The organism is Aequorivita sp. KMM 9714, assembly GCF_011065475.1.
Classification (GTDB): Bacteria; Bacteroidota; Bacteroidia; order Flavobacteriales; family Flavobacteriaceae; genus Aequorivita; species Aequorivita sinensis.
On the sequence record NZ_JAAGRO010000005.1, the window covers coordinates 18414 to 37039 of the forward strand.

General features: G+C 34.2%; 19 protein-coding genes. 7 read left to right on the top strand and 12 right to left on the bottom strand.

All coding sequences use genetic code 11. The features are described from left to right. Nucleotides 1–28: 28 nt before the first annotated feature. Entirely contained in the window at nt 29–1096 is a 1068-nt protein-coding gene (locus G3A46_RS11325) for a PorV/PorQ family protein (protein WP_165149882.1), read from the bottom strand. A 127-nt stretch (nt 1097–1223) separates the two neighbouring features. Between G3A46_RS11325 and G3A46_RS11330 the strand changes: the two genes are divergently transcribed. Next, complete coding sequence (locus G3A46_RS11330) at nt 1224–1961, top strand: CDP-alcohol phosphatidyltransferase family protein (protein ID WP_165149883.1); 738 nt, start codon at nt 1224–1226, stop codon at nt 1959–1961. A 140-nt stretch (nt 1962–2101) separates the two neighbouring features. On the opposite strand, the gene lptB is transcribed toward G3A46_RS11330, so the two are convergent. The 5 genes from lptB to G3A46_RS11355 form a co-directional block, all read right to left on the bottom strand. Further along, complete coding sequence (gene lptB / locus G3A46_RS11335; protein ID WP_139856438.1) at nt 2102–2842, bottom strand: LPS export ABC transporter ATP-binding protein; 741 nt, start codon at nt 2840–2842, stop codon at nt 2102–2104. A gap of 66 nt (nt 2843–2908) precedes the next feature. Beyond that, nucleotides 2909–4735 (bottom strand): ABC transporter ATP-binding protein, encoded by a 1827-nt coding sequence (locus tag G3A46_RS11340; RefSeq protein WP_165149884.1) that lies wholly within the window; start codon nt 4733–4735, stop codon nt 2909–2911. Further along, on the bottom strand, nt 4735–6450 hold the full coding sequence (locus tag G3A46_RS11345; RefSeq protein WP_165149885.1) for a phospho-sugar mutase: 1716 nt from the start codon (nt 6448–6450) through the stop codon (nt 4735–4737). Before G3A46_RS11345 ends, G3A46_RS11340 begins: the two co-directional genes overlap by 1 nt. A gap of 118 nt (nt 6451–6568) precedes the next feature. Next, nucleotides 6569–7516 (bottom strand): glycosyltransferase family 2 protein, encoded by a 948-nt coding sequence (locus tag G3A46_RS11350; protein WP_165149887.1) that lies wholly within the window; start codon nt 7514–7516, stop codon nt 6569–6571. 8 nt (nt 7517–7524) lie between these two features. Next, nucleotides 7525–8052, bottom strand: coding sequence for a DUF4199 domain-containing protein (locus G3A46_RS11355; protein WP_165149889.1), 528 nt, complete (start codon nt 8050–8052; stop codon nt 7525–7527). 215 nt (nt 8053–8267) lie between these two features. Between G3A46_RS11355 and G3A46_RS11360 the strand changes: the two genes are divergently transcribed. After that, nucleotides 8268–8549, top strand: a complete 282-nt coding sequence (locus tag G3A46_RS11360; RefSeq protein WP_139856443.1) for a type B 50S ribosomal protein L31 — start codon at nt 8268–8270, stop codon at nt 8547–8549. A gap of 229 nt (nt 8550–8778) precedes the next feature. Then, nucleotides 8779–9954, top strand: coding sequence for a GlmU family protein (locus G3A46_RS11365; RefSeq protein ID WP_165149891.1), 1176 nt, complete (start codon nt 8779–8781; stop codon nt 9952–9954). Here the strand turns inward: G3A46_RS11365 and G3A46_RS11370 are convergent. After that, nucleotides 9951–10226: a hypothetical protein gene (locus G3A46_RS11370; protein WP_165149893.1), complete on the bottom strand. Its 276-nt coding sequence runs from the start codon at nt 10224–10226 to the stop codon at nt 9951–9953. The genes G3A46_RS11365 and G3A46_RS11370 overlap by 4 nt on opposite strands. After that, nucleotides 10227–11846 carry an ABC transporter substrate-binding protein gene (locus tag G3A46_RS11375; protein ID WP_165149895.1) on the bottom strand — a complete coding sequence of 540 codons (1620 nt, stop codon included), beginning with the start codon at nt 11844–11846 and terminating at the stop codon, nt 10227–10229. 397 nt (nt 11847–12243) lie between these two features. Here G3A46_RS11375 and mtaB point away from each other — a divergent pair, with 397 nt between their 5' ends. Further along, nucleotides 12244–13611, top strand: a complete 1368-nt coding sequence (gene mtaB / locus G3A46_RS11385; protein WP_165149897.1) for a tRNA (N(6)-L-threonylcarbamoyladenosine(37)-C(2))-methylthiotransferase MtaB — start codon at nt 12244–12246, stop codon at nt 13609–13611. Between the two features lie 78 nt (nt 13612–13689). Here mtaB and G3A46_RS11390 read toward each other — a convergent pair whose 3' ends face one another. Next, entirely contained in the window at nt 13690–13989 is a 300-nt protein-coding gene (locus G3A46_RS11390) for an N-acetyltransferase (protein ID WP_165149899.1), read from the bottom strand. 242 nt (nt 13990–14231) lie between these two features. On the opposite strand from G3A46_RS11390, the gene G3A46_RS11395 reads away from it, so the two are divergent. After that, entirely contained in the window at nt 14232–14891 is a 660-nt protein-coding gene (locus G3A46_RS11395; protein WP_165149901.1) for an alpha/beta hydrolase, read from the top strand. Between the two features lie 59 nt (nt 14892–14950). Further along, a complete protein-coding gene (locus tag G3A46_RS11400; RefSeq protein ID WP_165149903.1) occupies nt 14951–15871 on the top strand; it encodes a lytic transglycosylase domain-containing protein in 921 nt (306 codons plus the stop codon). Between the two features lie 42 nt (nt 15872–15913). On the opposite strand, the gene G3A46_RS11405 is transcribed toward G3A46_RS11400, so the two are convergent. From G3A46_RS11405 to G3A46_RS11415, 3 genes are all read right to left on the bottom strand, one after another. Beyond that, nucleotides 15914–16615 carry a redoxin domain-containing protein gene (locus G3A46_RS11405; RefSeq protein ID WP_165149905.1) on the bottom strand — a complete coding sequence of 234 codons (702 nt, stop codon included), beginning with the start codon at nt 16613–16615 and terminating at the stop codon, nt 15914–15916. 110 nt (nt 16616–16725) lie between these two features. Beyond that, nucleotides 16726–17295 carry a DUF2892 domain-containing protein gene (locus tag G3A46_RS11410; protein WP_165149907.1) on the bottom strand — a complete coding sequence of 190 codons (570 nt, stop codon included), beginning with the start codon at nt 17293–17295 and terminating at the stop codon, nt 16726–16728. A 1-nt stretch (nt 17296) separates the two neighbouring features. Further along, entirely contained in the window at nt 17297–18184 is an 888-nt protein-coding gene (locus tag G3A46_RS11415; protein WP_165149909.1) for a DUF6263 family protein, read from the bottom strand. Nucleotides 18185–18383: 199 nt separating this feature from the next. Here G3A46_RS11415 and rpmH point away from each other — a divergent pair, with 199 nt between their 5' ends. Then, complete coding sequence (gene rpmH, locus G3A46_RS11420; RefSeq protein WP_139856453.1) at nt 18384–18545, top strand: 50S ribosomal protein L34; 162 nt, start codon at nt 18384–18386, stop codon at nt 18543–18545. Nucleotides 18546–18626 lie beyond the last annotated feature (81 nt).

Below are 18626 nucleotides of genomic sequence, written 5' to 3' on the forward strand. Positions count from 1 at the left end.
TAAATATCTTATTAGAAGTTCAATTTTATTATCTAAAAATTTCCCAATCTAATTTCAGCGAGAACACATTTGAATATAGTGCCGCACTTTGGTCACCAATATCAGTTAATGCGTAATCTACTTGTATGCCTTTATATCTAAATCCAACGCCAATATTAGGCTGAAATCCTACAGCGTCAGAATTATCTAGTTGTTTAATATTTTGAAAATTACCAACTCCACCTCGAACATAAACCATGTCAATATACGCGAATTCAAGTCCTAAAGAGGGGGTAATACTCGCAAATGAAGTAGAGATAATGTCGTTTGTTTCAGCAAATCTGAAATTTAAATCCACTTCAGCTAAAAGAGAAAAGTCGTGACGATAAACAAATTTTCGAGCTACCCCTAATTGAAGTTTTGGGATAGTAATTTCGGTGGTTTCAGGTAACTCTTGATTTTGACCTTCTACGGCTCCTTGTATTTCAGCAAACTTTTCTTCGTCGATGCTCCAAGCGTTAAACGTTGTAGTAATATCTCGAGCCATTATTCCAAACATCCAGTTTTCAGTTCTAAACTGCACAGCTGCATCCAATCCAAATCCCCAAGATGATGCGAAATCACCGATAACACGTCTAATCACTTTAGCGTTTACACCATAATTAAGACCGTCTAAAGGGAGTCTTCGAGCGTATGAAAATGTAAACCCATAATCTGCTGTAGAGAATTTACTAATTCGATCGTATCTTATATTTCCTTCATCGTCAATAAGCTGAGTGGTGTTTAAGATATCGTCCACACCAAAACGTATGGCAGAAAGTGCTACAGCGCTTTTGTCGTCTAGCGGCATTGCAAAGGCTGCATAATCGTAGTTAGCGATGTTTGCAAAGTACGACGCGTGCATTAAGGAAAGCTGTTTGTCTTCGAGATTTACTAATCCAGCGGGGTTCCAATATCCAGAATTTACGTCGCTAGATGAAGCTACCACAGCGTTGGCCATACCAAATGCAGCAGCATCTACACCAATGTTCATGAATTCGTTGGAATATTTACGTGCGGTTTGTGCTTGGGCAAAAACCGAGATAAGTACGATAAGTAGGAATAATCTATCTTTCAAGCCTGGAAATTTGGGCAAATATGACACTATTTTATAAAATACTAAACTTAAAATTTATAGACATATTGCCTTAAATTAGCATAGGACGAAAATACTTTGTTATTTTTACACTTCCTACCAATAAATTATGATAAAACAAATACCAAATATCATCACATCGTTAAACATTATGTGTGGATGTGTAGCAGTGCTTTTCGCTGTTTCAGGCGATTTAATAATAGCTTCAGTTTTTGCTTTCCTAGGAATATTCTTTGATTTTTTTGACGGACTTGCAGCTCGTTTGCTAAAGGCACAAAGTGAAATCGGACTTCAGTTAGATTCTCTTGCAGATGTGATTACAAGTGGAGTAGTACCAGGAGTAGTAATGTTTCAGTTATTGAATCTTTCTATCTTCGGGCATATGCAAACGCTAACAGAGATTTTTTCGTTAGACGGGTGGAATGTGAGTTTTAATAATTACTTACCTCTATTAGGGTTAATGATTGTAATTGCTTCTGCTTACCGCTTGGCTAAGTTTAATGTAGATACGCGCCAAACCTCTGGATTTATTGGATTGCCAACGCCCGCTAATACTTTATTGATTTTAAGCCTTCCGCTAATTTTACAATTTCAATTTTCAGATTTAGCTGAAACGATAATTCTTAATAAATGGTTCTTAATTGGGATGACATTATTAAGTTGTGTACTGCTAAATGCTGAAATACCACTTTTCGCTTTAAAGTTTAAAACTTGGGATTTTAAAAGTAATGCAGTTCGTTATGTGTTTTTACTATTGTGTGTTATTCTTTTAGTTTTTCTGAAGTTTTTAGCAATACCTTTTATAATCTTGATTTATATATTGCTTTCAGTGTTCTGGAAAAGCTAAATTACTAGGGTAAAAAGATTTGATATTGGCTCGTGAAGATTACTGAGTTTTCAATTGAAAAATAGGATCATTATACTTTAAACCTATAATTGAAGTTTAAAATTCCAACAGTAAAGATTAATTTAAGGTAGATTGAAAAATTAGAATTCCAACTTCTTCTTTCTAAGCTCAAAGTTTTGACCTAGATATACTTTACGTACCATTTCATCAGCAGCTAATTCTTCTGGAACTCCATGTTTTAGAATACTTCCTTCAAACATAAGGTAGGTTCTGTCTGTAATAGCGAGCGTCTCTTGAACGTTGTGGTCGGTAATAAGGATTCCGATGTTTTTGTTTTTAAGCTTTGCTACAATACGCTGTATGTCTTCTACAGCTACAGGGTCAACTCCTGCAAAAGGTTCATCTAGAAGAATAAAATGAGGGTCGGTTGCTAATGCTCTTGCAATCTCAGTTCTACGTCTTTCTCCACCACTTAAAAGATCTCCGCGGTTTTTGCGTATATGTCCCAAACCGAACTCCTCAATTAACGATTCCATTTTGGCACGTTGTTCTTTTTTGGAGAGTTTGGTGAGTTGTAAAACGCTTAAAATATTATCTTCTACGCTTAGTTTTCTAAAAACTGAAGCTTCCTGCGCTAAATAACCAATACCATTTTGAGCACGTTTGTACATTGGGTATTTGGTGATTTCTGTTCCTTCTAAATAAATATTTCCGCCATTGGGTTTAATTAACCCTACTATCATATAAAACGAGGTGGTTTTACCAGCACCATTCGGCCCCAGCAAACCAACAATTTCTCCTTGGTTTACTTCAACTGTGATGCCTTTAACAACCTTTCGGCCTTTATAAGATTTTACTAAATTTTCGGCTTTTAGTTTCATTTATTCTTTTTCTGAAGGTTCGACCAGTCCCGAAGTTTCGGGATACGAAGATATTAATTATTTAAATTACGCTAGCGATTGCATCTCAACCAAATTGTAATAAACTCCTTTTTTCTCTAAAAGTTCTTGGTGTTTACCTTGTTCTACAATCTCACCTTTTGAAAGTACCACTATATTATCTGCATTTTGAATGGTAGAAAGTCTATGCGCAATAACAATCGAAGTTCTATTTTGCATCATTTTTTCTAATGCATCTTGAACCAAACGCTCACTTTCTGTGTCTAGGGCCGAGGTAGCTTCATCCAATATCATAATTGGCGGATTTTTAAGTACAGCTCTAGCAATACTCAATCGTTGCTTTTGACCTCCACTTAATTTATTCCCGCTATCACCAATATTTGTATTAAAGCCATCGGGTAGATTTTTAATGAATTCATACGAATTACTAATTTCAGCAGCTTCCATTAATTCTGCATCGGTAGCTAAAGGTTTCCCAAGCTTTAAGTTGTTGGCAACGGAATCATTAAAGAGAATAGAATCTTGTGATACAATTCCCATTAAACCGCGTAAAGATTTTTTCGAAATATTTTTAATATCAACACCATCAATCTCTATGCTCCCTTTGTTTACATCGTAAAAACGTGTTAACAAATTGGCGATTGTACTTTTTCCGCTACCAGATTGTCCAACCAGTGCAACAGTTTTTCCTTTAGGAATTTCTAACGAAAAGTCTTTTAGCACGTATTGATCTTCGTACTTAAACGAAATATTCTTAATCGAAATTGTGCTGTCAAAATCTTCTTTCTGAACAGGGTTTTCAATATCGGTAATTGTATTCTCGGCTTCTAACAATTCTAATATACGCTCCGCAGAACCGTTTGCACGCTTTAAAGAGTAACTAGCTTTAGCGATCGCCTTTGCCGGAGTAAGAATATTATAAGCAAGCATAATATACCCAATAAAGAAACTAGCTTCTAATGTTTCGTCGATAAAAACTAAATACCCTCCGTAAACTAGCAAGATTCCGATTGTTATAATCCCTAGAAGTTCACTTAAAGGTGAAGCCAGGTTTTGCCTGTTCATTACTTGATTAGAATGTTTGTAGAATCGTTCGTTGCTGTCTTCAAATTTCTTCTGAAAAAGTTCTTCGGCGTGAAAGGCTTTAATAATGCGAAGACCTCCCATAGTTTCTTCCAAAATAGAAAGGAAAACACCTTGTTCTTGTTGAACTTTTAAGGACTTTTTCTTTAATGTCTTCCCAACTTTTGAAATGAAAAATCCTGAAATAGGTAAAAACAAGAAAACGAAAAGGGTAAGTTTGGCACTAATGAAAAGCATAAATATTAGCGATGCAATAATGGTTAGTGGTTCTCTCACAATCATTTCTAATACTGAAAGAACAGAGTTTTTAACTTCATCTACATCACCACTTAATCTAGATATAGTGTCACCTTTTCTTTTTTCAGAATAAAACGCCAAAGGAAAACTTACAACTTTACTGTAAAGAGCATTTCTTAGATCCTTTAATACCCCATTCCGAAGAAATGTTGCGTAAAACAAAGCTAAGTAGTTGCTTAAGTTCTTCAATAGGAATAACGAAATGATAATTCCTACCATATACATAAGCACCTTAAACTCTCCTAGATTGTTTATACTTTCTATAATAAAGTAATTAAGGTATTCCTGCGAATAATCTTTTAAATTGGTAATGCCTTCGTAAACTGGCTTTGGGCCAAGTGTACGTTGGTTACTAAAAATAATTTCTAAAACTGGGATTAATGCTACAAATGAAAGTGTACTAAATAACGCATACAATATGTTGAAAAATATATTGAGGAATGCATATTTCTTGTACGGGTAGGCGTAACGCAGTATTTTTTTGAAATAATTCATTAACTAATGTTTAGTTGTGCTGCAATAGCCTCTATTTTCTTTTGAAGAATCCCTTCAAAATTTTCTTTCTCTGAAGTGTTTACGCTAATGTAGAACTTTATTTTTGGTTCAGTACCACTTGGTCTTGCTGCAATTTTACTTCCGTCTTCAGTATAGAAAATTAATACATTAGATTTTGGAAGATTTAATGTTGAAGTTTCATTTTTGATGAAGTCTGTAGTTTCATTTTTAGAAACATCATCCATTCTCCCAACCTTACTTCCAGCAATTTCCTTAAATGGATTAGTGCGAAGTTCTTTCATCATATTTGAAATCTCCTCAGCACCTTGTTTCCCTTTTTTTGTAAGAGAAATTAAATGTTCGCGGTAATTTCCAAATTGGTTGTAAACGTCATTAAGGTATTGAAACATACTGTTGCCAGCGTGTTTTTTCTGGGCTGCAATTTCACAAGCTAAAAGAGTAGCGGTAACAGCATCTTTATCGCGAACAAAATCGCCCACTAAATAACCGAAACTTTCTTCCCCGCCGCCAATAAATTCTAGCTCAGGATTGTCTTTAATCATTTTTGCAATCCATTTAAAGCCTGTTAGACCTTCAAGATATTTAACGTTGTAGTGATTAGCTATTTTTTCAACCATTGGAGTAGAAACTATCGTAGAAGCTACAAACTGATTTCCGTTCAGTTTTCCTGCTTTTTGCCACTGTTCAATAAGGAAATGCGTCATTAAAACCATTGTTTGGTTTCCGTTTAAAAGAACCATTTCGTTATTGCTATTTCTAACTGCAATCCCTAATCGATCGCAATCTGGGTCTGTTCCAATAACAATATCTGCATTTTCTTTTTCAGCGAGTTCCAAAGCCATTTTTAAGGCTGCAGGTTCTTCAGGGTTTGGAGATTTCACTGTAGGGAAATCTCCATTTGGTTCTGCCTGCTCTTCAACAATTAATACATTGTTATAGCCAGCTTGTTCTAAAACCTTTGGAATCATCGTGATTGAAGTTCCGTGAAGCGAAGTGAAAACGATTTTCAGGTTTTTACGTGCTTCTTCTGAAGTATTAAAAGTTCCGTTTTCTACAGATGCCTTGGCGAATGCTTCATCAACTTCCGAATCTATATTCTGAATCAAACTTTCATTTGCTTCAAACTTTATGTCTTCGTATTTAAGGGAATTAATTTCAGAAATAATTTCTCCGTCTTGAGGTGGTACTAATTGCCCGCCATCTTCCCAATACACTTTATATCCGTTGTATTCTGGTGGGTTGTGTGAAGCTGTAAGTACAATTCCTGCTTGACATCCTAGATGTTTTACTGCGAATGAAAGCTCTGGAGTAGGGCGTAAGTCTGAAAAAAGGAAAACTTTTATTCCATTTGCCGAAAAAACATTAGCAACAACTTTTGCAAATGTTTTACTATTGTGTCTGCAATCGTATGCAATTGCTACTTTTATATCTTGGTTAGGGAATTTTTCTTTTAGGTAGTTAGAAAGACCTTGAGTGTTTTTCCCTAGGGTATACTTATTAATTCTATTGTCGCCAAGCCCCATAATACCTCGCATTCCACCAGTTCCGAACTCAAGGTTCTTGTAGAAACTGTCTTCCAATCCCTCAGGATCGTTTGCGATCATTTCTTTAATATCGTGTTGAGTTTTCTCGTCGAAAAAAGGGGTGAGCCACTGGTTAACGCGGTCTAAAATTTTCGGATCTACGTAAATCATTTTCTTAAATTAAAAGTGCAAAAATAGGCATAAATATAGTGCCTAAAGTCTGCTAAAGTTAAAAAGTACTTAAAGTTGGATCTCTCCATACTTTAAGTACTTTGTCCTTTAACAAATGTTAAGTGTTTATTACTTCTTTAATTATATAGTTTTTTGATTCTTTTTTGCTTCTAAGAATCAACTCTCCTAAGAATCCTGCTAGGAAAAGTTGTGAGCCTAGAACCATTGCGGTTAAGGCTATAAAAAACTCTGGACGTTCTGCTATTAATCTACCAGTTGGGTTTAAGAACAGCTTGTCTATACCTAAATATAGCGCAAAACAAAACCCGATAAATAACATTAAAGCTCCCCAAGCTCCAAATAGGTGCATTGGGCGTTTGCCGAAGCGAGATAAAAACCAGATGGTTATTAAGTCTAAAAATCCACGAATAAAACGTTCAGCGCCAAACTTGGTAGTACCGTATTTACGGGCTTGGTGAATAACTGGTTTTTCTGAAATTTTAGTAAAACCTGCGTTTTTAGCCAAAACTGGAATGTAACGATGCATTTCTCCAGTTACTTCAATGCTTTTTACAACGTCTTTTTTATACGCTTTTAGTCCGCAATTAAAGTCGTGTAACTTTACGCCTGAAGTTTTTCGAGCAGCATAATTAAATAGCTTTGAAGGTAAATTCTTACTAATTACAGAATCGTATCGTTTCTTTTTCCATCCTGAAACTAAATCGAAACCTTCATCAGTAACCATTTTGTACAATTCAGGAATTTCTTCAGGACTATCTTGTAAATCGGCATCCATGGTGATGATTACATCACCTTTTGCCATTGCAAAGCCAGCGTGAAGCGCTTGTGATTTTCCGTAATTTTTTTGAAATCGAATACCTTTTACGTCCGAATTTTCAGATGAAATTTTCTCGATTATATCCCAAGAACCATCAGTACTTCCGTCGTCGATAAAAATTAGCTCGTATGCGAAACCATTTGCTTGCATTACAGTGGTAATCCAGCGGTAAAGTTCATTAAGAGACTCTTCTTCGTTAAGAAGTGGGATGACTATGGAAATATTCATTCAGTAAATTAAAGTTGTGGTGGGTTTTTCTTTAAAATCATACCTGCAACAAGCGATATTATGAAACCGAAAAACAAAGTTGCTAAAATCCCCATAGCCGACATAATAGTAGGGGTCATAAATTTAGCTGAAATTTCAAGGCTATTTTCAATTTGTTCCTGTGTCATATTAGGGAAATCAGTAATCATTTGCTCTCTAGAGAAATCTAATGTTTTCTGGATAAAATCAGGATCTATATAATTGATGAAAATATAATTGAATATAACTGATATAATACCTGCAACAAGGCTAATTGCTAGTCCTGTTTTTAAAGCTTGAGCGATAGTAAGAAACCCAGCATTATCATTTTTAAACGCTTTAATTCCATAAACAAGTACACCTATAGATATTACTAATTGTAGAATGGTAAGCCACCAAGGTCTATCTATATGTGCGTCAAGAACAAACGATATAACTTGTAATACGATTGAAAGTAAAGCTAAAAGCACCCCAAAGTTAAGGGCGATTTTTTTTAATGATGCGGTTTGATTTTCCATAATTATAAATTGGTTTAATAATCTACCAAAATTGGTGGTAGAAAAGGTTCGGTTTGTTAGTAAACAAAGATAGTAAAACGTTACATTTGCAACTGAATTTAGTGTGAATTAAAAAAGTGCAATATTTTGTTGCTATTTTCTAATTATTGATTAAATTTGCAAACTCAATTCCGAAAGGTCGGAAGAGTCCATTTATAAAAAATAATATTACAGAGATGAAAAAAGGTATCCACCCAGATAATTATAGAGTAGTTGCTTTTAAGGATATGAGTAACGAAGAAATTTTCCTTACTAAGTCAACAGCTGATACTAAAGAAACTATCGAAGTTGATGGTGTTGAATATCCTTTAGTAAAAATGGAGATTTCACGTACATCACACCCTTTCTACACAGGAAAAGCAAAACTTATTGATACTGCTGGACGTATTGATAAATTCAAAAACAAATACGACAAGTTCAAAAAACCTGCAAAAGCAGCAGAAAAAACTGAAGAGTAGGTTTCGATTCAATTTTAATATTGATGCTGATACATATCAGAATCATTTATTGAAATTAGTCAATCCACTCTAAATAGATAATTTACAAGAGCCTTCGAGAAATCGAAGGCTTTTTTGATTTGTTATATTTAATTGACTATTGTAGATTTTTAAGTAAAATTGGTTTTGTATTTTTACTGCTACGATTTTTAAAGAATCGCAAACCTAATATCGAAAATCTAAAATCAAAATGAACTATATTCTTTTCGACGGAAACGTCCGCAATCAGCTTTTACCATTTACTTTTACTCGTCCAGTAGCCGATATCCGAGTTGGAATTTTAACCATTCGTGAAAAATGGGAGCATTATTTAGGTTTTACTACAACAACAGTAACTGAAGATTATCTTTCAGATAAATATCCATTTCTAGAATTAGATAAGAACATTTTTATAAACGCTTCTTTTCTGCCTTCACAAAATTTAGTGAATATTATTAAAAATTTAGAGGAGAATCAAGCGGTATTTTTTGATGATGAACCGCTTGCTTTTTTCACATCGGATGGTCAAGAAGTAGATTTTGATACTTATGACGTTATCCAATACGAGCACAAGGATGTGTTACGAATTGAAAATACTTGGGATATCTTTTCTAAAAATGGCGAAGCGATAAAGCGCGATTTTGAAATGCTAACGGAGGGAAGACAATCACAACCAATTCCGGAGGGCGTTTGGGCAAAAAATCCAGAGAATATTTTTATTGAAGAAGGAGCAAAAGTTGAGTTTTGTACACTAAATGCATCTAATGGTCCTATATATATAGGTAAAGATGCCGAGATTATGGAAGGTTCTTTAGTTCGTGGTCCGTTTGCACTTTGCGAACACGCAATTTTAAAAATGGGCGCTAAAATATATTCAGATACAACTATAGGTCCACATAGTAAAGTGGGAGGTGAGGTGAGTAACTCAGTAATTTTCGGTTTTTCAAATAAAGGTCACGACGGGTTTTTAGGTAATGCTGTTTTAGGAGAGTGGTGTAATTTAGGTGCCGATACTAATAATTCAAATTTAAAGAATAATTACGCTGAAGTTCGTCTATGGAATTACGAAACTGAAGGATTCGCAAAAACAGGGTTACAATTTTGTGGCTTAATGATGGGGGATCACAGTAAATGTGGTATCAATACAATGTTTAACACAGGGACTGTTGTAGGTGTAAGTGCAAATATTTTTGGTAGTGGATTTCCACGAAATTTTGTGCCAAGTTTTAGTTGGGGTGGAAGCAGTGGATTTACAACTTATAAAACAAATAAAGCTTTTGAAGTAGCTAAAGTAGTAATGAGTCGTAGAAACGTTGAGTTTACTGAAGCAGATGAGAAAATATTAGAACACGTATTTGAAGAAACGGCAAAGTGGAGAAAGGATTAATAATAAAATAAGAAGTAAAAAATCACACTTAATATTATAGTCATTACGCCGCCAAAGATCACAATTAACCGTTTTTGGCGGCGTAATTCGTTTTCTTTTAATTGCTGTTTAAAAGCCACAAACTGAGCAGGAGACATTTTTTTATGATCTACAATTTTCTTTGAGTTCGAACTTTTAGAATCAACATCTTTATCAAAGTAACTTTTTCGTTTGACGAGCTGCTTCGCATTATTGGGAATCGATTGAATCATCCCTGAACTGCCAAATCCCATTTACTTTTCTTTTTTGACCTTTTTTAAAATTAAAAAGTTCTGAGGATTAATGCCTAAACCATAAACTTTATTATTTACAAAACGTACAGCCATATCGTAGAACAATGGCACTACAGGTGCTTCCTCAACTATAATGGAGTCCATTTTTGTGTAAAGTAGTTTGCGTTCGTCAATATTTGAAATGGAAAGTGAGTTTACATAAAGACTATCGTACACTTCATTTTTGAAGTGCATATAATTTGGCCCATTAGGTGTGAAATTTTGGCTGTAAAAAAGCGATAAATAGTTTTCAGCATCAGGATAATCTGCAATCCAACTACCACGGAAAATATCAAGGTCTCCGCTGCTTCTCATTTGTCTAAGGGTGGAAGGAGGCATCACATCTATGGTTACGCTTATCCCAATTTTCTCTAATTCCCGTTGAACATATTCACATATATCCAGATATTGACTGTTAGTGCCAATGGTTATTTCAGGTTTTGAATCGCCGGTTTCTGTTTTGTACTGTTCTATTAATTGCTTTGCTTTTTCAGGTTGGTAAGTATATCCGTTTATTTCTTCATAACCTGGTAGCCCTTTTGGGATAAAGCCGTGAATGGCAGGAATACCCATTCCGTTTCGTAAATAGGTAACCATTTTTTCACGGTCGAAACCGTAATTTATGGCTTGGCGTAAGGCCTTGTTTTGTATTTCGGTTGTTTTGCTCCCTAGAAAAATACCTAAGTATTCTGTATTTAAATATGGCCCCGTAATCATATAAGCCATATCGTTATATTTTGACTGCAGTTTTCCTTCGGTAGTTAATAACTCATCTTTATAGCTTCCATCTAAACCGGAGATAAAATCTAATTTACCTTGAGCAAATTGCAAGAATTCACTTTGTTTATCGGGAAGAAATGTAATTGCAACAGCTTCAAGATAAGGGAGTCTTTCTCCATTTTCATCACGCTCGAAATAAAGCGGGTTTTTAGTAAAAACTAATTTTACATTTTCTTCCCACATCTTAAATTGAAAGGGACCGGTGCCTACAGGATTTCTTCTAAATTCATTTCCGTAATATTCTACAGCTTCTCTAGGGACTACAGAACAATAGCGCATTGAAAGCAATCCAAGAAATGCAGGAAATGGTTTTTTTAAACTTATTATTAGGGTTGAGTCGTTTTCAGCTTTATAACTTTCTACGTTATTCATAACCCAGCTTCCAGAAGAGGCAACGCTTTCATCCAACAGTCTATCGAAGCTATAAACAAAATCCTCAGCTACTACTTTTCTTGTATATCTCTTTGTATTTTGAGTTTCTTCTTGTGCAAAAGCTCTATTCTGATGAAAATAAACATCTGTACGAAGGTGGAAAGTATAGGTGTTAGTTGAATCGTCAATAGTCCAACGCTTTGCAATGTCGGGTTTAATATTTAACGAATCATCTAGTTGTACTAAGCCATTGTAAAGTTGATTATCTGGCCAAATTGCTTGCGGATTACGAGCAAAAGCAGGGTCTAAAGTGGGAATGTTTCCGTGTTCATTATAGCGAAACACAAGATGATCACGTTCTGTTTCTGCTTTATTTTGGCAAGAAAGAATTGAAAATATAATTGTAAATAATAAGAGAATTCTAATCATAACTAAATGTCACCACGAATGCACGAATATAGATGTTTATTGCCTTTTTTTGGGAATAAAATGGGAGAAATCAAAGTGGTGTTCAAGATTTGATTGAAGAATAGAACCTTCAGATATTTTTAATGCAACTAAGTCTGCAGCTCTTCTTAATTGAATGGTAAGGTTGAAATCCTCTTTTTTTTGGAAATCTTTCTGATATAGTGTTCTTTTCTTTACCTGAAATCATTGCTTTTTTCCAAACTTCAGGTTTTTTAAAACTAAAGTTCATAAACCTGCTTTTTTCAAATATAACTCAGCTTTATGTTCAACATTCAGTCCAAAATCATCATTTAGCCCCCGCATTCATCATCTACTAATTAAAAGAGAATACCGTATATTTGCCGTAATAATTTTCATGATGGAAAAAAATAAAAAAGTCGCCTTCTACACCCTAGGATGTAAATTAAATTTCAGCGAAACTTCTACTATTGCGAGAGGTTTTGAAGGGGAAGGATTTGAACGTGTAGATTTTTCAGAAAAAGCTGATATCTATGTTATTAATACTTGTAGTGTAACTGAAAATGCGGATAAGCGTTTTAAAACCATTGTAAAACAAGCGCAGAAAGTTAATCCGGATGCATTTGTTGCCGCGATAGGGTGTTACGCACAACTTAAGCCACACGAATTGGCCGATGTTGATGGTGTGGATTTGGTTTTAGGAGCTACTGAAAAGTTTAAATTAACATCATATTTAAACGATCTTTTATCTCGTCCAGAGCGCAGTAGAGGTGCAGGTGAAGTGCATTCTTGCGAAATTGAAGAAGCAGATTTTTATGTGGGTTCTTATTCTATTGGAGATAGAACTCGTGCTTTTTTGAAAGTTCAAGATGGGTGTGATTATAAATGTACGTACTGTACAATTCCTCTAGCTAGAGGGATTTCAAGAAGTGATACTTTAGAAAACGTTTTAAAAAATGCTTTTGAAATTTCACAACAAGGTATTAAAGAAATTGTTTTAACTGGAGTAAATATAGGGGATTATGGGAAAGGTGAGTTTGGAAATAAAAAACACGAACACACATTTTTAGATCTCGTAAAAGCATTAGATGAAGTAGAAGGGATTGAAAGACTTCGAATTTCTTCTATAGAGCCGAACTTACTTAAGAATGAAACTATTGAGTTTGTTTCAAAGTCGAGAACTTTTGTACCTCATTTTCATATACCGCTTCAAAGTGGAAGCAATGATATTTTAAAGCTTATGCGTCGTAGGTATATGCGTGAGTTATATACTGAAAGAGTGGCAAAGATTCGCGAAGTTATGCCAGATGCTTGTATCGGTGTTGATGTTATTGTTGGTTTCCCAGGAGAAACAGATGAGCGATTTTTAGAAACGTACCACTTCCTAAACGAATTAGATATCTCGTATTTACACGTTTTTACTTATTCTGAAAGAGATAATACTCCTGCTGCCGAAATGGAAGGTGTTGTACCTAAAAAAGTGAGAAACAAGCGTAGTAAAATGTTGCGAGGGCTTTCAGCTAAGAAGAGAAGAGCTTTTTATGAAAGTCAGCTTGGGACTACGCACACTGTACTTTTTGAAGGAGAAAATAAAGAAGGCTATATTCACGGGTTTACTGAAAACTACGTAAAAGTAAAAGCACCATGGAATCCTGAATTGGTAAATACATTACAAGAAATCACACTGACAAAAATTGATGAAGATGGGTTAGTGAGGTTTGAGAATGTTGTTTCTGAAGTTGCTAATACGACACTTCAAGACATTTAGATTTCTAAATTGAAATATAAAAAAAAGCAGTTGCGCCAGAGTTTTAAAACTCTGGCGCAACTGCTTTTTTTATTAGGATTATATGTTAATTCCTACTGGAAGTAATGACTTATATTTTCTACGATTTTTACGCATAAATCCAACAATTTCTGGGCTTGTAGGCACTAAGCTTATTTCTCTGTCTTTTACTTCTTTAAAAACAGCTTCAATAAAAACTTCACGATAACCTTGTTCTTCTAACTCTTGAGGCATTTCGTATTTTGTTAGGAATATTTTTCGGTCTTGAAGTGCGTATTCAATACGCGCCATTTTGCCTTCGATTTCAAGTTCAAATTGTCTTAAAAATTCGTTGTCGGTAATTGCTACATCTTCAGTCATACAGAGTTGTTTTAAGTATTATATCAAGAATTATTATGTTTGTTGAATATCTTTACCACCTCAAATCACAGAACAGAATGAGGTTTTAATAAAATCTTATTTAAGTTGGTTAGAGTTGTTTTCAAAGTAACCTATTGTAAGAAATATAATTAGTTTAACAGATCCTTCGCAAGAATGATAAATTGGTATGTGTAAATTTACGAAATATCTTTGGGCTTTACCATTTTCTTCTTAAAAGACTTATGAGTTATCAAAAAAATCACATTTATTTTGTTCCAGGAATGGCCGCTGGAGCCGAAATCTTCAAAAATCTTACATTTCCAGATAATTATGAAACACACGTATTAGAGTGGCTTATTCCCGAAAAAGAGGAAACGCTAGCAGATTACGCTAAAAGGATGGCTAGTCGTATTAAAGAGCCAGATGCGGTTCTGATTGGTGTTTCTTTTGGAGGAGTAGTGGTGCAAGAAATGTGCAGTTTCTACGCTCCTAGAAAGATAATAATAATATCTAGTGTGAAAACTAGCAAAGAACTTCCGCGTAGAATGAAATTGGCTAGTCTAACAAAAGCTTATAAATTAATCCCTACAAGTTTAGTGTTAAGTGTAGATGATTTAACAAAACTCTCTGTAGGCCCAAAATCCAAAAAACGATTAACACTTTACCAGGAATATCTTCACGTTCGAGATAAACGATATTTAGATTGGGCATTAGAAAAAATGATTACGTGGGATAAAACAGAGGCAAGAGAAGGGATTATTCATATTCACGGTGAAAAAGACCCGGTGTTTCCTATTAAATATATCAATGGCTCAATTATTATTAAGGGGGGAACTCATATTATGATATTAAATAAAGCAAGAAAAATATCAAAAATACTCTACGAGCTTATTGAAGAATAATAGATTCTTATTTTCTGAAGGATTCTTATTTCAGTATCTTTAACGAAAATTATAACATTATGAAATTGATTAGTAAAATAGGTTTAGGAGTTGTGATTTTAGCAGTAAGTGCTGTTAGCATCAATGCTGTTCAAGACGCTCAAACAGATGAAGGTTTAGAGAAAAAGATAATAAACGATTACAATGTTTATGCATTGCCAATTCCAGAAAAACTGGATTTTGCTGGAGAAGAAGTTCCATTACACAATCCTGATATTCGAGAAAGAATAGATAGAGAGTTGCTTGTTAATGCATATTGGCAATCTAATGGATTGTTGCTATTTAAAAGAGCAAACAAATATTTCCCTTTACTTGAACCATTATTGGAAAAGTATGGATTACCTGATGACTTTAAATATTTAGCAGTAGCAGAAAGTGCTTTGGAATATAAGAGTTCTCCTGCTGGCGCTAGTGGTATTTGGCATTTTATGAAAGGTACAGGTTTGGAATATGGACTTGAAATTAACGATTACGTGGATGAGCGTTACAATTTAGAAAAAGCTACTATGGTTGCAGCAGAATACCTTAAAAAGTCTAAAGAACGTTTTGGGAGTTGGACTATGGCAGCTGCATCATATAACGCAGGTGTAGGAGGAATGAATAAGCAAATTAACAGACAGAAAGAAACTAGTTACTACGACTTGCTGTTAAACGATGAAACGAGTAGATATGTGTTTAGGATAATTGCTATCAAAGAAATTATGAGTAATCCTAAGAAGTATGGGTTCAATTTTAGAGAAAAGGATTTATATCAAACGATCCCTACTTACAAAGTAATGGTTGATACTCCTGTTGAAGATTGGGCTGAATGGGTTAAGCCTTATGGTATCAATTATAAAATTTTGAAAATTCACAATCCTTGGCTTAGAGATACTTATTTAAAAAATGCTTCAGGAAAAGAATATTTTGTTGAAATTCCCGAAAATGGTTATTATCAATAATATCAATAAGTAGTAAAACTAAAAGGAACCCGTAAAATAACTTTACGGGTTTTCTTTTACCACTAATTGTTGATTATCTTCAATATTGAAATTTTTAAGTAGGGTAATTCCGTTTAAGAATGAATTAAAATTTAGTTGATAGGAAATTTCATACTTTTCATTATAGGGGTGGAGTGTACCTCTACGAACATCGACTATACGTTTATTTTTGTTCATAAAAAATGAGGTAGGGAAGCCTAAACTGTGCTTCATTACTTCAATAATATGGTTGTTTGTGTTTTCTTTTTCGTCTATATAAACGATGTTTATATTTTTTGAATACGCTTTTGCAATCTTGCGTACGTTTTCTTTTGAATCCCAAAACAGAATAACAAAATCAATAGAGTTTTTGTTTTCTTCAGCGATTTCATTCAATGCAGGGATTTCACCTGAACCAGGTGTACACCAAGAAGCATAGGTCATCAAAAACATTGGTTTTTCGAACTTATGTAGTTGAGTTTTCCTTCCCGATAATTTTCTAACCTTAAAGTTGTCTAAATAGCTACCGGTAACTACGTGCTTTATGAGGGAGTCAAATAAGAAATCCGCACGTTTAAAATCCTGATCGTAATACGCTTTTTCAGAATTTTTCGTGTATTTCTTAATGTTCTTTCCAATCGCTTCAGATAAATAGGTGTGTTGCTCAACCTGTGATTGCGCTAAAAAAGAAAATAAAAAGAGGAGATATAGTAGATTTCTACCCATAAGCATTTGCTTTGCTTAAAGGTAGTGAAAAAATAAAGTTTTAACAATATAATTGAAGTAAGATCATTTATATTGTTAAAACTTAAAAAGAGTTTATTTGTTTGTGTGGGTTAGAAGCGTCTTCCGCCTCTTCCACGACCGCCTCCAAATTGTTGTCTTGGCTGCCCCATTTTTTTCATTTGCTGCTTCATCATTTTAATCTGATCGTCTAGCATATTGTGCTTATCAAGTCTTTTTGCTTCTTCCATAAGCTTTTCAGCGTCTCTCTTGCGGTTTTTTGTCATCGCTATTCCAGCAAGATTCAGCTTTGTCATTGCCATGTCTGCGTCCATATTTAAACCTAAAGTTTCAGCTCTTTTAAAGTATTTTTCAGCTTCAACCATATTGGTTTGGGAAACCATCAACCCGTTTAAGTAGTTGTAGTAGCCTTCCTGTTTAGGAACTAATGCGCTTGAAGGGTTTTTAATCTTATCTAGCCAATTTTTAGCACCCGCGAAATCTTGTTTACGTAGTCTAAGAAATGCAAGTAGGATAATTTCATTTTTAAAATATAGAAAAACGAATATTAAAGAGAGGAGAATAAGCATAATTCCATTCCCAATATTTGTTTCTGTAAATTGCCATACAGCTGCCCCTATAATTAATGCAGCTAAAACTAGTTTTATGTTTTTGTTGAACATTTTATAAAGATTTGTAAGTTATTGTAGATGTTAGAGTTGTAGGTATTTCTATATTATTCATATTAAGAGCAATAGATACTCCTTCTAGTTGCTGAGTAACGGTCATCGTTTCAATGAATCCAGTAGCTGTTTTTGTAACAGCTTTTGTTTTTTGATTACCAGATAATTCCATAATTACAGAATCTTCAGTGGTATTTAAATTAATTATCGCATCAGATTCAAGGTTGATGTTTGTTTTTGAGTAATTCATCAACTTCCAAGTGTTATTCGCTGTAAAATCACCAGTGTAAGTGTTTTCCCAAGTTTCATTAGTTTTCACTGATTTTTCAGGATAAATAAATGTAAACTGTTGCATGCTTTCAACCATATCGTGGTTGTTAAACTCCTTTTCAACACTTTTTCTCATCATTGCTTTAGTGAAATCATCTATATCTTCAACATTATTTATCATACCTTCAACAAGGTTTTCAGTTCCAGTAATAGATTCTATTTCACCGGTTGGCAATAATACCATTTGAAACTTTGGTCCCACTAAGCCCTCAAAAATTTTTGCTTCTACATTGTCGTCATTTGCAGGAATACTAGTGTCAATATCAGATAACGCACCGTATAAATTGGAGTCTATTTTTAATTTGAAAGTTTCAAAGTTAACATCCAACACAAATTTACTGCCTAAAACATTTACAACCTCCATCTTAAAAATTCCGTATACGGTATTGGTCATAAGGTGTTCGCTGTCGTCAATATTTTGAGTTATATTTTGAATAGCGTTTTGCTCAATCATAAATACATCTCCCTTTTTAAAGTTGTATTGAAGTTTTTCTTGTGCAGCTACATTGTATAAGCTTACAAAACTTAAAAAAAAGACTAAGTAGTAGATTGATTTCATTGGCTGAATCTATGAGAATTTGTAAAGGCCGACAAAGGTATGAAAAACAAATAAAAATAAATTGATATTTAGATTTGGGAAAATAAAAATTGATTGTATATTTGCACCCGCCTAAGCAGATAAAAAGCTATGGTAAACACGCCCACTTTAAGTAAAGTGGTATTTAAAAAAAATATTACAGAAGTTAAAGCATATTAAAATGAGCAAAAGAACATTTCAGCCATCAAAGAGAAAAAGAAAGAACAAACACGGTTTTAGAGAGCGTATGGCTTCTGTAAACGGAAGAAAAGTATTAGCTGCCCGCAGAGCGAAAGGCAGAAAGAAACTTTCTGTTTCATCAGAAGGCCGTCACAAAAAATAATGTTTATAAGTTATAAATAAAAAGGTGTTGTTTATCTAAGCAACACCTTTTTTTATACCCAAGAGCGTCGTAATTTTGCGA

Excerpts from the sequence above, each read along its gene's own strand:
- G3A46_RS11395 (WP_165149901.1), top strand. The coding sequence starts at position 14,232 with ATGAGTTATCAAAAAAATCACATTTATTTTGTTCCAGGAATGGCCGCT.
- rpmH (WP_139856453.1), top strand. The coding sequence starts at position 18,384 with ATGAGCAAAAGAACATTTCAGCCATCAAAGAGAAAAAGAAAGAACAAA.
- G3A46_RS11330 (WP_165149883.1), top strand. The coding sequence starts at position 1,224 with ATGATAAAACAAATACCAAATATCATCACATCGTTAAACATTATGTGT.
- G3A46_RS11390 (WP_165149899.1), bottom strand. The coding sequence starts at position 13,989 with ATGACTGAAGATGTAGCAATTACCGACAACGAATTTTTAAGACAATTT.
- mtaB (WP_165149897.1), top strand. The coding sequence starts at position 12,244 with ATGGAAAAAAATAAAAAAGTCGCCTTCTACACCCTAGGATGTAAATTA.
- G3A46_RS11370 (WP_165149893.1), bottom strand. The coding sequence starts at position 10,226 with ATGGGATTTGGCAGTTCAGGGATGATTCAATCGATTCCCAATAATGCG.
- G3A46_RS11400 (WP_165149903.1), top strand. The coding sequence starts at position 14,951 with ATGAAATTGATTAGTAAAATAGGTTTAGGAGTTGTGATTTTAGCAGTA.
- G3A46_RS11375 (WP_165149895.1), bottom strand. The coding sequence starts at position 11,846 with ATGATTAGAATTCTCTTATTATTTACAATTATATTTTCAATTCTTTCT.
- G3A46_RS11365 (WP_165149891.1), top strand. The coding sequence starts at position 8,779 with ATGAACTATATTCTTTTCGACGGAAACGTCCGCAATCAGCTTTTACCA.
- G3A46_RS11350 (WP_165149887.1), bottom strand. The coding sequence starts at position 7,516 with ATGAATATTTCCATAGTCATCCCACTTCTTAACGAAGAAGAGTCTCTT.
- G3A46_RS11410 (WP_165149907.1), bottom strand. The coding sequence starts at position 17,295 with ATGTTCAACAAAAACATAAAACTAGTTTTAGCTGCATTAATTATAGGG.
- G3A46_RS11355 (WP_165149889.1), bottom strand. The coding sequence starts at position 8,052 with ATGGAAAATCAAACCGCATCATTAAAAAAAATCGCCCTTAACTTTGGG.
- G3A46_RS11360 (WP_139856443.1), top strand. The coding sequence starts at position 8,268 with ATGAAAAAAGGTATCCACCCAGATAATTATAGAGTAGTTGCTTTTAAG.
- G3A46_RS11345 (WP_165149885.1), bottom strand. The coding sequence starts at position 6,450 with ATGATTTACGTAGATCCGAAAATTTTAGACCGCGTTAACCAGTGGCTC.
- G3A46_RS11415 (WP_165149909.1), bottom strand. The coding sequence starts at position 18,184 with ATGAAATCAATCTACTACTTAGTCTTTTTTTTAAGTTTTGTAAGCTTA.
- G3A46_RS11405 (WP_165149905.1), bottom strand. The coding sequence starts at position 16,615 with ATGGGTAGAAATCTACTATATCTCCTCTTTTTATTTTCTTTTTTAGCG.
- G3A46_RS11340 (WP_165149884.1), bottom strand. The coding sequence starts at position 4,735 with ATGAATTATTTCAAAAAAATACTGCGTTACGCCTACCCGTACAAGAAA.
- lptB (WP_139856438.1), bottom strand. The coding sequence starts at position 2,842 with ATGAAACTAAAAGCCGAAAATTTAGTAAAATCTTATAAAGGCCGAAAG.